The sequence below is a fragment of the uncultured Draconibacterium sp. genome (genome assembly GCF_913063105.1).
GTDB lineage: Bacteria > Bacteroidota > Bacteroidia > Bacteroidales > Prolixibacteraceae > Draconibacterium.
This window is the reverse complement of sequence record NZ_CAJXYQ010000007.1, coordinates 17,776-32,470: the sequence shown is the minus strand read 5'-3', so window position 1 is coordinate 32,470 and position 14,695 is coordinate 17,776. Positions and strand designations below refer to the sequence as shown.

Genomic DNA, 14,695 nt, shown 5'->3' with positions numbered 1-14,695 from the left:
TGACTTGGTGTTTTTTTTGAATTAATAATTCATTGCTACAAGACAGTTCCGTAGTAATTACACAATATCAGTACTTTTGGCGGCAGGTTAACAACAAATTACTATTTTCATCGGATGGATAAGCCACTTCGCATATTGGGTATCGACCCCGGAACCACAGTAACCGGTTATGGCCTAGTTGAAATTCGGGAAAACAAACCCGTAATTCTGCACATGGGAAACATTACACCCAAAAGATATTCCGATCATTACATGCGTTTAAAGTACCTGCACGAACGGGCGTTACACCTTGTAAAAGAATACCGTCCCGATGTAATGGCCATTGAAGCCCCGTTTTACGGAAAAAATGTGCAGTCGATGTTAAAACTGGGGCGTGGGCAGGGCGTGCTAATGGCTGCTGCGCTGATGTTTGATGTGCCCATTCACGAATATGCACCTTTGCTGGTAAAACAAGCCATTACCGGAATGGGGCGAGCCTCGAAAGAGCAGGTTGCCTATTTTCTGCAAAAAGTTTATAATTTAAAGGATATGGACAAAGTACTCGACGAAACCGATGCCGTAGCCGTAGCCATTTGTCATTTTATACAAATGAACAAGCCGCAAAAATCGAAAGAGTATAAAAACTGGGGCGACTTTGTAAAAAAGAATCCGGGTAAAATAAAATAATCCTTACCCAAAAGCTTTTTCAAGGCGCTCAAGAGCTTCCTGCAATACGCTACGGGGGCAGCCAATGTTTATTCGTAACCAGCCGTCGCCACCAATGCCAAAACGTCCACCATCGTTTAATGCCACTTTTGCTTTTTCGGTAGCAAATTTCGATAGCGCTTCGTTTTTCATGCCGTAATCCGAAAAATCAAGCCAGATGAGGTAAGTGGCCTCCGGTTTCATTACTTTAACACGTGGCAGCTTTTCTGTCATAAAATCCTCAAGTAACTGATAATTGTCCCAGAGGTAAGCAAGAAGTTGTTTCAGCCATTCATCGCCATGGGTATAGGCAGCTTCCAGAGCAACAGAGCCAAAAATGTTTCCCATGCCTAAATGGCCTACACCAATAGTTCGTTCGTAAGCTGCCAGTTTTCTTTTGTTTGGAATGATAGCCAACGATGACGATAGGCCTGCAACATTAAAGGTTTTACTTGGTGCCATACAAACCATACAGTTTTGGGCCACCTCTTCCGAAATGCTGGCAAGTGGAATGTGTTTATGATCGTTATATATTAAGTCCGAATGAATTTCATCAGAAATAATCATGATATTGTTTTCCAGGCAAATGTTGGTAAGTTGAATCAGCTCTTCTTTTGTCCACACCATGCCGCCCGGATTCTGCGGGTTGCAAAGCAGCAACAGCTTTGTGTTTTTGTCGATTTTTGCTTTCAGGTCGTCAAAATCAAAGGTGTAACGACCGGCTTCAATCTTTAGTGGATTCTGAATTAGCTTTCTGTTAGTGCCTTTTACACTATCAAAAAACGGGAAATACACCGGTGGTTGTACAATAACGCCATCGCCAGGGTTCGAGAATGTTTCAATGGCATAGGTTAATCCTGCAACTACACCCGGGCTAAACGAAATCCATTCTTTTTTAATTTCCCAGTTGTGTCGTCTGCTCATCCAGCCAATTACTGACTGGTAGTACGAATCTGATCGAAAAGTGTAGCCAAGAATTTCATGATCAATACGTTTTTTAATAGCGTCAATAATAAAATCGGGCGTTTTAAAATCCATGTCTGCCACCCAAAGCGGGAGAGCATCATTGGTTTTAAAAAAACGATCAAGGGCATCGTATTTTAAACAGTTGGTTTCATGGCGTTCAATAATTTCGTCAAAATTGTATTGTTTCATTGTTGCAAGGCTTGTATCTTATTCCTTATAAAGAATGAATAAAACCGGTTAAATTTTCAGTTGCCGAAGATAATTGAAATTGCCAATCTTGTCAACTTTAAGCACAAAATCAAAACGGTTTACATCCATACACAAATGGAAATCGCTTTCGGGCGACCAGCTCTGGTTGGCCGGATCGAAAAACCGAGCACCATCGGTTTCTTTTATTCGTTTTACCATGGCATGGAAATCGTTTGGTTTTCCCTCCAGTTCATTTTTTATGTATTCGGCACAAAACGTATCTTCGTTGGTGGGGTACTGGCAGGCAAAGCCCATGCAAACCAACGAAACTTCGCTGGGCCGTGTTTTTTGAATGTATTGTACAATAGCACCGGCGTTCACAAAACTGCCTGTCAGAATTTCACTGGCTTGTGTGGCGTTGCTTATACCTTGCGTTCCCGAGCTTGTTGTATGAATCATTGTTTTAGCACTAATTTTTGCCGTGTTAATATGAGTTGGAGAATTTCCAAAATCAAAGCCCTCCGGTTTTCGTTCGTGGCGTTCGCCAACAAGTAAATAATTGGGATGCTGTTTCTTTAACTGGTAGGCCATGTTAATATCGCCTACCGGAATAATGGTTTCAATGCCCTGGTTTATGGCGTGGCAGGCTGTGGTAAAAGCTCGAAGTACATCAATAATAACTGTGGTTCCTTTTGCAACTTTCGCTCCTTCAGTGAGTTGTAGTATTTTTATCTGCATTGTTTACATTTTGTTGAAAATATACTAAAAATTATTTAACATGATTCTAAATAGAATGGCATGATAATTGTAATAAAAGTGCGTCCTTTTTACAAAAAGCCCTTTAATAAAGGGAAGAGCTCTATATTCCGATTCCAATATTAATTCTAATGTTAAGAAAAATGCAATTGATTAATTTTTTTAATATGTTTTATAGCATATATGTTGTAGAACATGTATGTTTGTACTGTCATTCATTGTTAAACTTAAAAATTGAATGGTTATGAAAACAATTAAATTATTATCAACAGTTATGGCAGTAGCAATTGTAGCAATTGCAACAGCCGTGGAGAAACCAAAAATGAATGTAGTGCCATTAACAGCCGACCGGGCAGTGGTATCAATTCAAAACGATGCAGCAGCATTGTTTGAGTTAAGCATTCTTGCTGAAACCGGAGAATTGGTTTACTACAAGCAGACAACAAAGCCGCTAAATACTTATCAGAAGGTTTTTGATTTTAAAAACCTGGAGAACGGTAAGTACACCATGGATCTTCGAGTAAACGACACGCGTTTGTTAAAAGATTTTGAAGTGGCTTCGAAAGGAATTTTTGTTGGCGAATCAAAATTAAGAATCGATCCGTATTTTGCCTTTGCCGATAATGTATTGAAACTTAGCTACCTGAATTTCGATCAGGAAAGCCTGACCTTAAACATCTATGATGACTATGGTTTGGTATACCAGTCGGGCTTGGGCAAAGATTTTAATGTAGCCTCGGGTTACGATCTTTCAGCCTTAAAGTCGGGTAAATACGAAGTAGTTTTGAGTTCGCTAAATAATGATTTTACGTTTAGTTTAGAGAAATAGGTTAGAAAATGTTATTGGTTTAGGAAGGCTGTCAGAAATTATTCTGATGGCCTTTTTTTATGCCTTGCTGTTTATTGCTGTTTTTTTTCTGTTTGTCTACTGTATTCATCTCTTCGTCGATAAACCACCTTGAAAGTGTAACGAAAGCACCCATTTTCATGTCAATTAATTAGAAAACAATTAAATAAAAAGTCATGAAAACAAAAACATGGGTTGTTTTAACCCTGGTATTTTGCATTGCAGCAATGGCAAATGCCACCGATTTACCAAAAATGAATGTTGAACAGGTTGAAGAAAACACGGCTGTGGTTGCCTATACGGCATCAACTGAGGCTCCTTTGCTGGTTAGTATTACCAATGCCAATGGGGAGATACTTTATTACAAAGAAACCGAACATTGTAAAGAGTTTAAAAAAGAACTTGATCTGACGAAATTGGGAGACGGCAATTTTTGTGTTTGCATTAATTATGGCAACCAGAGTGTGAGTCGTAAAATTTGTGTGAAAGATAAAAAGGTTGTTGTGGATGAAACCACACGGTGTTTCGAACCCTATTTTTGTGTTAAAGAAAAACGATTGAACGTGTCGTTTTTAAACCAATCGCTAAAACCGGTTTATTTAAATGTATACCGAAATGGCAGGCATGTTAAAGGTATGAATCTGGGCCGCGATTTAACCATACATCAGGCACTGGATTTTAGCAAATTAACAAGAGGTACCTACGAAGTTGTGTTAACCGACAATATAAAAGATCATAAATTTAGAGCTCAGCTATAGTAATTGTCAGGTGCTACTTTTTTCTTCAAAACAATTAAGTGTGCAAACAAAAACAGAGAAAACAAAAAATATTTTAAGAAAGAGGCTTTGCTGCGGCAAGGCCTTTTTTTATGTTTTTAACTTTTTAATTTACGGTTTTCGCAGTTGTAGTTTTTTAAAGAACCGCTAGTGGTGTTGGTCGTAAAAAGGGCCTGGTTTATCTAATTATAAACTTTTAATGTGTTTGTTTAAAGAAATGGCTGTAATTTTAAGCATAAAAGTAAGCCTACTATATTAAACGATTTCAAGCTTCGAAAGTCCAAAGCATTGTTCTCAAAAAATTTTATTGCGTTGTGCATATTAAAATCGAAAATCTAAACAAAATTTACAAGGGAGGCAGCTATGCTGTTAATAATTTAAACCTTGAAATTCCAAACGGTATGTTTGGGCTGCTGGGACCCAACGGTGCCGGAAAATCTACCCTCATGCGAATATTGGTAACACTAATGAAGCCAAGCAGCGGGAAAGTATATTATAACGATTACGAGTTGTCTAAAAATCGGCGCCAAATTCGCTCTATGCTGGGGTATTTGCCGCAGGATTTTAGTTTTTTTTCAAAATTAAAAACCTCGGAGTTTTTAGATTATACCGCTCGTTTGTCGGGAATGAAAAACAGTGCTGTACGACGCAATGCCGTTGATCAGATGCTGGAGGAAGTAGGATTGTTTGAGGCGCGCGATAGAAATGCCAATAAGTTGTCCGGAGGGATGAAGCGCCGTTTAGGTATTGCCCAGGCTTTGATAAATGATCCTCAGATTATAATTGTTGATGAACCAACTACCGGCCTCGATCCTGAAGAACGTATCCGTTTTCGAAACCTGCTTTCAACCATAAGTACCCGCGATGTAATTATTATCCTGTCGACCCATATTGTTGGCGATATTTCAAGTACCTGCGACAATATGGCCTTGCTTAACAAAGGGAAACTGGCTTTTTCGGGCTCGCCCGAGCAATTGGTTAGCGAAGCCAAAGGCCACGTTTGGTTAATAGAAGCCACCGAAAGGGAATACCTTGAGATTAATGAAAAATTCCCCGTTATTTCTACCATCCCGATTGACGGAGGTTGGGAGGTACAGGTAGTTGCCAACGAAATTAACGGCTACCAGGCCAGGCAAATAGAACCCAATCTTGAACATGCCTACGTACACTTTATGGAAAATAAACTAAACCAGTGGTCAAACGCATAAATCGAAAAAAATGATTTCGTTACATAATATATTCTCAATAGCAAAATACGAACGGAAAACACTGTTTCGTAGCTGGTTCTTTCGCATTTTTAGTGTGCTGTCGTTGTTCGTTCTGTTTGGCATGAACTTCGGACTTGTAATAGAAGGTGGTGGCGACGAAGGCTGGGCTATCCGAGCCATTCCAAGTGCAATACCTTATTTCAACCTGCTTATTTTAAACGTTGCGCAGGCCGTTATTGCTGTTTTTTTGGCTTCCGACTTTTTAAAACGCGATAAAAAGCTGGATACCACAGAGGTAATTTATATGCGCTCGATGACAAATGGCGAATATGTTATTGGCAAAACACTCGGTAACATGCAGGTTTTTATGATTCTGAATGTTGCCGTAGTTATTCTGGCGCTTGTTTTTAATTCATTGGCAAAGGGCACCGCAATCGATTGGATTTCGTATGCCGTTTATCTGGTGTTAATAAGTATACCAACACTTGTTTTTATTATGGGGTTGTCGTTTTTGCTGATGAGCGTAATACGCAATCAGGCCATTACATTTGTTCTGGTGTTGGGGTACATCGGCATCACGTTGTTTCTGTTGCAGGCTAAGTACTATTATATTTTCGATTACATGGCCTTTAATATTCCGATGCTAAGCAGCGATATTGTTGGTTTTGGCAATCTTAAAGTGATATTAATCCACCGGGGAATCTATTTTGGCCTGGGATCGGGTTTTATTTTTCTTACCATTTTTCTGCTAAAACGTTTGCCGCAGTCGGTACCAATGACTTATGTGTCGTTGTTTTTTAGTGTTATTTTTATTGGCGGAGCCGGATATCTCGCCTTCGACCATATAAACGGGTTTAAACAAACCGAGGCGTTGCGTAAGGAAATCATCGAGCTTAACAACACTTACGTTAAACAACCCATAGCCGATGTTAGTGCAAATCATATTGTTTTAAATCATAATGGTAATTTGCTCGAGGTAAATTCGGAATTAACTATTGTAAATAACCAAAACCAGGCTCTTGATAAACTTATTTTTAGTTTAAATGCAGGATTACAGCTTAACGAGCTGAAATTGAATGGAAAAGCAGTTACTTTCGAGCGAAAAAATCATTTAATAATTGTTTCGAACCAGGTTAATTTGCAGCCAAAAGATACCGCAAAAGTAGCATTTACTTATGCCGGCACAATCGACGAGGCATATTGTTATCTTGATATTGAGGAGGAAATACGCCTGGAGAAATACGGAAAGTTTGTATTGAATGTTGATAAACGCTATGCATTTGTTCGTCCCGATTATGTTTTGCTAACACGTGAGGCCAACTGGTATCCCAAAACGGGTGTAACCTATAGCAACGAAGATGTTAGCTGGTATAAGCCGCAGTTTGTTCATTACAAATTAACTGTTAATACCATGCCCGGATTGCAGCCTGTTTCTCAGGGGGCTATTAGCGAAACCAAAGCCGGGCAATTTACTTTTGAGCCCGCAACACCGCTCACCCAGTTATCGTTGGCTATCGGAAAGTACGAGCTAAAAACCCTGGCACATAACGAATTTGAATTTGGATTGTGGCATATTGAAGGACACGATTACTTTAATGATGTTTTTCCCGAATCAAAAGATACGCTGGCCGCCATTTTCTCTGAACGATTTGAAGACTTTAATCGCGTGTACAACCTGGAATATAACGCAAATAATGTAGCACTGGTCGAGGTTCCTGCCCAATTTAAAACCTACCAGCGCATGTGGACTTCGGTACAAGAGGTGATTCAACCCGGCCAGGTATTTCTTCAGGAAAAAGGCTTTTTGTTGCGCGAAGCCGATTTTGAAAAACAGAAAGAACGGGTAGGAAGAAGACGAGGCCGCGGAGGCGACTCGGATATGACTGATCAGGATAAGGAACTAAGGACGATAGGGGAATTTATAAATAAATTTATCGAAGAAAAAGAGACTGATCGTCAATGGTCGCGTGGACAAATGAGTATGGAACAATACGATAATCCATATTTTATTTTTCCGTGGTTGTATAACTTTCAAAACAATATTCACTCCAACAGCTGGCCTATAACCAACCGGGTATTTGAGGCTTATTTAAAAAGCCAGAGTACCGATATGCGCTCTGTTTTTATGAGTAACATGAATGGCGAAAGTCCGGAAATTGTGGCAAATATTGCATTACAGGATTATTCATTTGAAGAAATTCTGGCCGACCCCGACCAAAAAGAAATTGTTAATGATGTAATTAAGCTAAAAGGAGATGTGCTGTTTTCGACCATAAAACTGGAAGCCGGAGAAAATGAATTTGAAGATTTTTTGCGTTCGGTTTTGGATGAAAATAAATACCTGAATATTTCTTTTGAAGATTTTGATGAGCAGATTAAAGCACAGTTTGGGATTGAGCTGGAACCCATGATGAATAGCTGGTTTAAGGCAAAAGACCTACCCGGTTACCTGGTGTCGCCAATAAAAGGCGTGAAAGTAAAATCGGGTGATGCCATGAAAACAATGATTTCGTTGAAAATTACCAATTTCTCTGACGTTGATGGTTTGGTAAAACTTACCTTCAGGCTTGGAGGTGGCGGCGGCAGAGGTGGTTTTGGCCGCGGAATGGGATCGGAAGATATGATAAACAAGCTAATTAGCCTGGAAGCTCATCAGACAAAAGAGTTGAGCTATTTATTTGATGGCAGTCCTCGAATGGTTATCCTGAATTCACTTACTTCCAAAAACATTCCGCAGACTTTTATGGAGTTTTTCCGCGATGTGGAAGAAGATTTAAAAGCAAAACCCTGGGAAGGCGAACGCATTAGTGCAACACCGGTGCAAACCAAATTGCCACACGAGCAGATTGTTGATAACGAGGACCCTGCATTTGAAATAACAATAAACGAACAGGTAAGCCTGCTCGAGAAATTAATTGTAAAAGAAGAGGAAACCAAACAAAAGTATGCGGGCATTAACTGGTGGCGCCCACCAATTAGCTGGACAGCTACAACCAACGACGAATTTTATGGAGAATATGTGCGCTCGGCACATTACATTAAAGGAGGCAACGGCGACCAGGTAGCCCGTTGGAATGTTCCGGTTAAAAAAGCAGGTTACTATGACGTGTATTATCACTTCTACAAATCGCGTGGCTTTGGCCGTAACCGACAGGAAGAAAAAGGAAGTTATAACTTTATCATACATGGCGACGATGGAGCGGAAGAAGCTTTTCTTGAATCGCAAAGTGCAGAAACCGGGTGGAACCACCTGGGCTCGTATTATTTCTCTTCGGAAAAAGCAGTTATTGAGCTGACCAATAAAAGCGAGCTGCGCATGATATTTGCCGATGCCGTAAAAATTGTAGAATTATAAAATAAATCAACATAAAATAATGAAAACAAAAATTAAACGCTTGCAAAAGATAACCGGTGCCATTGTTTTTGGGGCACTTCTTACTTTTGCTGCTCAGGCACAGGAAGCATTAACCCTCGACCGCGCACTGAGTATAGCCGAAACGGGTAGCCCCGATTTAAAGTTGTCGTCGCTAAATCTTGAACGATTTGAGAAAAACCTTGAAGCCCAGCGCGCGGCATTAAAATCGCGTTTTTCGCTTCAGGTCGACCCCATTAACTACAGCAACCAGCGCCGGTTCGATACTCGTGTTTCAGAATGGTATACCAACGAAAACTTCGAAACCAGCACCCTGTTCACCGTTTCGCAGCCCATTTTAATAACCGATGGAACCATTTCGCTAACCAACCAGTTCGGATGGTCGAGCAGCAACTCAACCACCAGTTCAATTGAAACCGAAAGTGAAGTTTTTTTCAACAACCTTTATTTGAACTTAAACCAGCCCTTGTTTACCTACAATACCCTGAAGCTGGAGCTGAAGGAACTGGAACTGAGTCTTGAAAATGCAAAAATAGGTTACGCTATGCAGCGACTTAACCTGGAGCGCAATGTTACTGAGTTCTTTTACAATGTGTACATGGCGCAAATGAATTTAAACATTGCAAAAGAAGAATTGGCCAACACTCAAAAAAGTTACGATATAATTAAAAATAAAGTAGAAGCCGGACTGGCAGCCCGCGAGGAAGAATACCAGGCAGAACTGAACCTGGCAACTGCAAAATCGGGCCTGCAAAACAGCGAAGTAACTTTTGAAAATGCAAAAGACCAACTGAAACTATACCTCGGTATGGATTTGTTTGAAGATATTATGATATTGGCCGATGTTAGTGTAAACCCGGTTCCTGTTAATCTGGAGAAAGCTATTGAAAATGGATTAAGCTCGAGAATGGAACTTCGCCAACGCGAAATTGATGTGGAAACCAGCCAGTTTGACCTGATTAGAACCAAGGCTCAAAACGAGTTCCGAGGAGATATGAACCTGCGTTTCGGGATAACAGGTGATAATGGTGATTTAAATAAAATCTACGAAAACCCAACTAAAAGCCCGTCGGTAGGCATTAGCTTTAATATTCCTATTTTCGACTGGGGCGAGCGAAAAGCGCGCATAGCTGCAGCCGAAGCGAGTATCGAATCGCAACAACTTAACCTCGATGAGGAGCGAAAACAAATTGTTGTGGATATCAGACAAGTGTACCGTAATATCCAGAACCAGCTAAACCAAATTGAACTGGCCAAACAAAACGAGCGAAATGCCCAGTTGACTTACGAGATTAACCTCGAGCGCTACGAAAATGGCGACCTTACCGGTATGGACCTTAACCTGTTTCAAACCCAGTTGTCAGAACAGAAAGTGGCACTCAGCCAGGCACTTATAAATTATAAAATAGAACTACTAAACCTTAAAATACAATCGCTTTACGATTTTGAAAGAAATGAAGCAATTATTCCTTCAGAATTGTACCTCAATGAAGACCAGGAATAAGCATGGGGGCTATCAAACAATAAACAAAATGTAGCAAGCAATGCAGGTTACAGGAGCTACCAAAGCTATAAACGATTTAAAACAGATGAAAAATTTACCAAAATGAAACATATAAAATTACTTATCTTGTTGAGTGTTGTTGTTACCGTTATTTCGTGTAATAATCAAACCAGTTCCGAATCAACCGAGTTGGCAGTACCGGTTTCTGTTGAAACAATAAAACGTAAAAGTATTCAGCAATTTGTAAGCACCACCGGAACGGCCAAAGCCCACTACGAAACAGCGCTTACCTCTGAAATTGAAGGCGATTACTTCCTGCAGGTTAATCCAAAAACCGGGCGTAAATTCCAACTTGGCGACCGGGTTGAAAAAGGGCAGGTAATTGTAAAACTCGAAAATGCCGAGTACCTGAATGGTTTATCTATGGAATCAACAAAATTAAACCTCGAAATTTCGCAACAGGAATACGAGAAACAAAAATCGTTGTACGAAAAGGGCGGTGTTACCTTACTCGAAATGCGAAATTCTGAAGTTTCGATGATAAATGCGCAAAATAATTATGAAAGTGCTCAGATACAGTTGGCAAAAATGCAGGTGGTAGCACCTTTTTCGGGTGTAATTGTAGAACTGCCATACTACACCGAAGGAGTTAAAGTTACCGCCGGGCAAAGTATGGTAAGTTTAATGAGCTACAGAAAAATGTACGTGGAAATAAATTTGCCTGAAAAAAACCTGTCGGAAGTTGAAACAGGACAAGAAGTAGTAGTTACCAATTACACACTAACTGAAGATACACTTGCCGGACGTGTTACTGAATTGTCGCCGGTAATCAGCGATGAAACACGCACCTTTTCAGGCAAACTTGAAATTGATAATCCGCAATTAAAGCTGCGTCCCGGAATGTTTGTTAAAGCCAATATAATTACTGCCCAAAAAGATAGCGCCATTGTTATTCCGAAAGATGTGATTCTGACAGGTTCGCGCGGGAAATATGTATTTATTGTTGGACGAAACAGCGCTGCCGACGACCGACGCATTACTACCGGCATTGCCAACCAGGATGAGATTGAGGTGCTGGAAGGGCTGAGCCCCAACGACCGTTTGATTATTAAAGGTTTTGAGACACTACGCGATAATTCGAAAGTGAAAGTGATTTTATAATAAGTCGGGAGCTGGAAGCCGGAAGTCAGAAAAACTTCCTGCTTCGTGCTTCGTGCTTCTAACTTGATATTATGAAGAAATTAACAAAATTTTCAGTCGATTACCCGGTTACCGTTTTAATGGTTGTGCTTGGCGTTTTGTTGCTCGGCTACATTTCTTACGATAAGTTGGGTGTCGACCTGTTTCCCGATTTAAATTCGCCCCGGATTTTTATTGAAGTGACATCGGGAGAGCGGCCACCGGAAGAAATGGAGCAACAATTTGTTGAAAATATTGAAGCTCTCGCAATTCGCCAGTCTGACGTAGTGCAGGTAACTTCATCGTCGCGGGTGGGATCGGCTCAAATTACTGTTGAATATGCCTGGAACAAAGATATGGACGAGGCATTTCTCGACCTGCAAAAAGCCTTAAACACCCTTACGCAAAACTCCGATATTGATGAGCTTCAGATTACCCAACACGACCCGAATACCACACCGATAATGATTATTGGCCTAAAACACAACGAAATTTCAGACATGAATGAGCTGAGAAAAGTTGCCGAAAATTATATTCGCAACGAGCTTGTTCGCCTGGAAGGTATTGCCGATGTTGAACTATCGGGGCAGGAGGAAAGCGAAATAATTATTGAGACAGATGTTTACCGGCTTGATGCCCAGGGCTTAACAATGGACGAGGTGGCAACCCGTATTCAAAACTTTAACCGCAACGTTTCCGGTGGGCAGATTACCGATTTGGGAACCCAATACATTGTAAAAGGTGTATCGATGTTGCAAACTATTGAAGATTTTGAAAACCTTATTGTGGGTTACAAAGCGGTTCAATCTACTGAAAATTCCAACAACCAGGCCGGTGTTACAATGGCACCGGTTTATTTAAAAGATGTTGCAGCCGTTTCTGTTGGTAATAAAGAACCGGTTAACATTGTACACATTAACGGCGAGCGCTGTCTGGGACTGTCCATCTATAAAGAAACCAAATACAATACGGTAAAATCGGTTGAGCAGGTTAACGAGGCTTTGGTAAACATACAGAAAGCTTTGCCCGGTTACCAGCTAATTGGCGTAACCAACCAGGGACGCTTTATCAGCAGTGCAATTGGCGAGGTTCAGGAAACTGCCTTGTTGGGAATTCTGTTGGCCGTAGTAGTTTTATTTGTGTTTTTGCGAAGGTTCGGAACCACTTTAATTGTTAGTGTTGCCATTCCGATTTCGATTGTAGCCACATTTAACCTGATGTATTTTAACCACCTTACCATTAATATAATGACCCTTGGTGGTTTGGCGCTTGGCGCCGGAATGTTGGTTGATAATGCCATTGTGGTTATGGAAAACATCTTCCGAAACCACGAAAACGGACTGAGTGTAAAAGAAGCTGCAATAAACGGAACGGCCCAGGTTGGCGGTGCAATTACAGCCTCAACCATTACAACCATTATTGTGTTTTTACCCATTGTGTATTTGCATGGTGCATCGGGCGAGTTATTTAAAGACCAGGCCTGGACCGTAGCATTCTCGCTGCTTTCATCGCTAATTGTCGCCATCTTTTTAATTCCAATGATGTACCATAGGTTTTACCGAAACCGAAAAGCACCATTAAAGTCAAAATCGGTAAAAGTTGGAGGCTATGGCCGGTTTCTTTCAAAAGTATTGGCTGTTAAATGGGTGGTTATATTAGTAGCTACGGTGACTATTGGTGCATCTGTTTTGCTGGTGCAGCAAATTGGTACCGAGTTTATGCCAAAAACCCAAACCCGCGAACTTACTGTGAATTTGAAGTTACAGGAAGGAACAAAATTGCGGCGAACCGAATCAACTGTTCGTAATCTTGAAAATATTTTAATGGATTACCTGGGCGACAACCTGGATAAAATTTACTCGCAGGCCGGGCCGTCTAGCAGTATTTCGGGCGACGAGAATGCCGTTTTTGAAGGAGAAAACACAGCCGAAATTAAAGTAATTTTGAAAGAAGGAGCTACCATCTCTACCGAGAGCATTGTAAAAACAATGGATAAGTTAACAGCTGATATTGAAGGCATGGAGGTAACTTTCTCGCAAGAAGAAAGTGCGTTGCAATCTATTTTGGGAACCGATGAAGCGCCTGTTGTAGTTGAGGTGCGGGGAGAAGAGTTAGACGAAATTGAACGGGTAATAAACCTGGTTAAAGAAAAGATGTTGTCAGTTGATGGTCTTTTTAATGTACAGACATCAATTGAAGATGGTGCGCCGGAAGTTGAAATAAGGGTAGACCGCATGCGTGCCGGAATGTACAACATTAACATCAGCGATGTAATTTCTCAGATTCAAGACCAGCTGGAAGGTAAAAATGCCGGCGAGCTCGAGCGAAGCGGAGAAATGCAGGACATCACCATAAAAGTACCTGAGAAGGGAATTGATGAAATCAATCAGTTGATTATCACTTCTTCGGACCAGGTATTCAGGTTAAGCGAAATTGCAGATATAACCTATGGTGTGTCGCCAAAAGAAATTTTCAGAAGAAACCAGAACCGCATTGGAAAAGTAACAGCGCAGCTTGAAGATGGTATCCCGCTTGACCATGTTGCTACTAATATTAGGCAGCAAACGGCTGGCATTGAATTATTGCCTGATTACCGTATTTTGGTTACCGGCGAAGAAGAGAAACGCCAGGAATCGTTAACCAATCTAACCTTTGCCTTGCTGCTTTCAATTGTGCTGGTGTACATGGTGCTGGCTTCGCAGTTTGAGTCGCTTATTCATCCATTTACCATTTTATTAACCATTCCGTTGGCAGTGGTGGGCAGTATTCTCATCTTTTTTGCACTTGGGAAAACATTTAATATTATGGCCATTATTGGTGTAATTATGCTGGTGGGTATTGCCGTTAACGACTCCATAATTTTGGTAGATCGGATTAACCAGCTCATTCGCGAAGGAGTAGATCGGAAACAAGCCATTTTACAGGCCGGACAACAACGTATTCGCCCAATTATAATGACCAGTTTAACCACCATTTTAGCCTTATTGCCCCTTACATTTGGCTTTGGCGAGAGTGCATCGTTGCGCTCGCCAATGGCACTGGCCGTAGTTGGAGGACTAATCACCTCAACCTTGCTTACATTAATTGTAATACCTTGTGTTTATGATGTGTTAGACCGGGTAAGGGTATTTTTTGTGAAAGAGAACAAGACTGTAGAAACAGCGAATTAACAGATAAATGGAAGTTCCTTCTTCTACCTAATAAATAAACAAT

The 14,695-nt window shown here is 40.8% G+C and carries 10 protein-coding genes; 8 read left to right on the top strand and 2 right to left on the bottom strand.

Annotated elements, in window-relative coordinates; all coding sequences use genetic code 11:
- The first annotated feature begins 114 nt into the window (after window positions 1–114).
- Window positions 115–666 carry a crossover junction endodeoxyribonuclease RuvC gene (gene ruvC, locus QZ574_RS08715; protein ID WP_297088888.1) on the top strand — a complete coding sequence of 184 codons (552 nt, stop codon included), beginning with the start codon at window positions 115–117 and terminating at the stop codon, window positions 664–666.
- Window positions 667–669: 3 nt separating this feature from the next.
- On the opposite strand, the gene QZ574_RS08710 is transcribed toward ruvC, so the two are convergent.
- Window positions 670–1,839 (bottom strand): PatB family C-S lyase, encoded by a 1,170-nt coding sequence (locus tag QZ574_RS08710; protein ID WP_297088886.1) that lies wholly within the window; start codon window positions 1,837–1,839, stop codon window positions 670–672.
- 48 nt (window positions 1,840–1,887) lie between these two features.
- Window positions 1,888–2,577, bottom strand: a complete 690-nt coding sequence (locus QZ574_RS08705; RefSeq protein WP_297088884.1) for a 2-phosphosulfolactate phosphatase — start codon at window positions 2,575–2,577, stop codon at window positions 1,888–1,890.
- Window positions 2,578–2,839: 262 nt separating this feature from the next.
- On the opposite strand from QZ574_RS08705, the gene QZ574_RS08700 reads away from it, so the two are divergent.
- From QZ574_RS08700 to QZ574_RS08670, 7 genes are all read left to right on the top strand, one after another.
- Complete coding sequence (locus QZ574_RS08700; RefSeq protein ID WP_297088882.1) at window positions 2,840–3,424, top strand: hypothetical protein; 585 nt, start codon at window positions 2,840–2,842, stop codon at window positions 3,422–3,424.
- A 194-nt stretch (window positions 3,425–3,618) separates the two neighbouring features.
- Window positions 3,619–4,200 carry a hypothetical protein gene (locus QZ574_RS08695; protein WP_297088880.1) on the top strand — a complete coding sequence of 194 codons (582 nt, stop codon included), beginning with the start codon at window positions 3,619–3,621 and terminating at the stop codon, window positions 4,198–4,200.
- A 332-nt stretch (window positions 4,201–4,532) separates the two neighbouring features.
- Entirely contained in the window at window positions 4,533–5,426 is an 894-nt protein-coding gene (locus QZ574_RS08690) for an ABC transporter ATP-binding protein (protein WP_297088878.1), read from the top strand.
- 10 nt (window positions 5,427–5,436) lie between these two features.
- Complete coding sequence (locus QZ574_RS08685; RefSeq protein ID WP_297088876.1) at window positions 5,437–8,781, top strand: hypothetical protein; 3,345 nt, start codon at window positions 5,437–5,439, stop codon at window positions 8,779–8,781.
- A gap of 19 nt (window positions 8,782–8,800) precedes the next feature.
- A complete protein-coding gene (locus QZ574_RS08680; protein WP_297088874.1) occupies window positions 8,801–10,303 on the top strand; it encodes a TolC family protein in 1,503 nt (500 codons plus the stop codon).
- Between the two features lie 102 nt (window positions 10,304–10,405).
- Window positions 10,406–11,464, top strand: coding sequence for an efflux RND transporter periplasmic adaptor subunit (locus QZ574_RS08675; protein WP_297088873.1), 1,059 nt, complete (start codon window positions 10,406–10,408; stop codon window positions 11,462–11,464).
- Window positions 11,465–11,535: 71 nt separating this feature from the next.
- A complete protein-coding gene (locus QZ574_RS08670; RefSeq protein ID WP_297088871.1) occupies window positions 11,536–14,652 on the top strand; it encodes an efflux RND transporter permease subunit in 3,117 nt (1,038 codons plus the stop codon).
- The last annotated feature ends 43 nt before the right edge of the window (window positions 14,653–14,695 follow it).

Excerpts from the sequence above, each read along its gene's own strand:
- ruvC (WP_297088888.1), top strand. The coding sequence starts at position 115 with ATGGATAAGCCACTTCGCATATTGGGTATCGACCCCGGAACCACAGTA.
- QZ574_RS08710 (WP_297088886.1), bottom strand. The coding sequence starts at position 1,839 with ATGAAACAATACAATTTTGACGAAATTATTGAACGCCATGAAACCAAC.
- QZ574_RS08705 (WP_297088884.1), bottom strand. The coding sequence starts at position 2,577 with ATGCAGATAAAAATACTACAACTCACTGAAGGAGCGAAAGTTGCAAAA.
- QZ574_RS08700 (WP_297088882.1), top strand. The coding sequence starts at position 2,840 with ATGAAAACAATTAAATTATTATCAACAGTTATGGCAGTAGCAATTGTA.
- QZ574_RS08695 (WP_297088880.1), top strand. The coding sequence starts at position 3,619 with ATGAAAACAAAAACATGGGTTGTTTTAACCCTGGTATTTTGCATTGCA.
- QZ574_RS08685 (WP_297088876.1), top strand. The coding sequence starts at position 5,437 with ATGATTTCGTTACATAATATATTCTCAATAGCAAAATACGAACGGAAA.
- QZ574_RS08680 (WP_297088874.1), top strand. The coding sequence starts at position 8,801 with ATGAAAACAAAAATTAAACGCTTGCAAAAGATAACCGGTGCCATTGTT.
- QZ574_RS08675 (WP_297088873.1), top strand. The coding sequence starts at position 10,406 with ATGAAACATATAAAATTACTTATCTTGTTGAGTGTTGTTGTTACCGTT.
- QZ574_RS08670 (WP_297088871.1), top strand. The coding sequence starts at position 11,536 with ATGAAGAAATTAACAAAATTTTCAGTCGATTACCCGGTTACCGTTTTA.